This is a genomic window from Thalassospira sp. MCCC 1A01428, assembly GCF_002115825.1.
Classification (GTDB): domain Bacteria; phylum Pseudomonadota; class Alphaproteobacteria; order Rhodospirillales; family Thalassospiraceae; genus Thalassospira.
Map to the genome: position 1 here is coordinate 1 of NZ_JFJZ01000138.1, position 1047 is coordinate 1047.

Here is a 1047-nt window from a genome sequence, read left to right on the forward strand (position 1 = left end):
CCCCGTTCCAGCGCCGCAAATGCGCCAGTCCCCGGGCCTTGCGGGCGAATAAAAGCTGACAGTCTGAAGATTGTTTGACGGCAAGAGAATAATCACGCATGACCGCTCTCCTGCTGCTCGACCGCGCGCAGATTATGGCGGACAGTATCGCGCAAACGGGCCGATTTGAGCATGGCATACAGATAACTCGCCGGGTCACGCACGCCTTGCCGGTCGACCGCCACCATCACAGCGGCCAGCGCCGCCCAGCCATGTTTGGCCAAAGCGAATTGCCAGGCGGATGGTCTGAGCTTGATCTGGTTGGACAAAGTCCAGCGCACCGACGACACAACCGCCTGTATCGACGCCGCAGCCGGAGCTGGCCCGACCAGGTCGCACAGTTCTGCCGCCGTAAGCTGCTTTTGCAAGGTTGGCGACGCCTGAACCATCAAGAACAGGATCTCACCGTCCACATCAATATCAGAAATTGCAGGCTTCGATCTTTGCCCAGGCGTTGCCTGCGAAGCCCTGTCTTGTACAAGGTTCGTAGAACCGGGATTTAACTTGTAGGATTTAAGGCGGACAGAAGTGTCCCCCACCCCGGACTCTTTGTGTTCTGAGGTTTCGTCCTGCAAAGTCTGTTTGGCTGTTTCCAGGCGCGCCAGATCGTCGCGTTCAGCTTTGGCTTCTTCTCGCGCAGCAACGATCTTCTGTTCGAGGAACGCAGCTGCTTGCCGCAAGTCATGCAATCGGGCAGCCAGCGGACGCAAATCAATGCCCGCATTGCCATCCGAGCGCCGGTTGGTCGCCGAATAACGCCGGACAATCCAGTGATTGGCTTCCAATAAAGACAATGCCCGTCTTATTGACCGTTCATTCTTACCGGTCAATTCGGCCAAACGCCGATTGCCTGGCCAGACCGTCAAGCGGCCACTGCGCCAGGCACGCACATCATAAACATGCTCGACCAGGAGAATAAGAACACGCACCGATAAATCGGTCAGACAAGGGGATAAACAGGAAATGGCCCGGCTGACCAGCCCCACAACCGAAGCCGTGGTCACATCA

At 57.2% G+C, this 1047-nt stretch carries 1 protein-coding gene; it reads right to left on the reverse strand.

Going from position 1 to position 1047, the window contains the following annotated elements:
• Positions 1-92: 92 nt before the first annotated feature.
• Positions 93-1047, reverse strand: a 955-nt coding sequence (locus tag THS27_RS26265; protein WP_139835773.1) for a helix-turn-helix domain-containing protein, incomplete at its 5' end; no start/stop codon positions are given.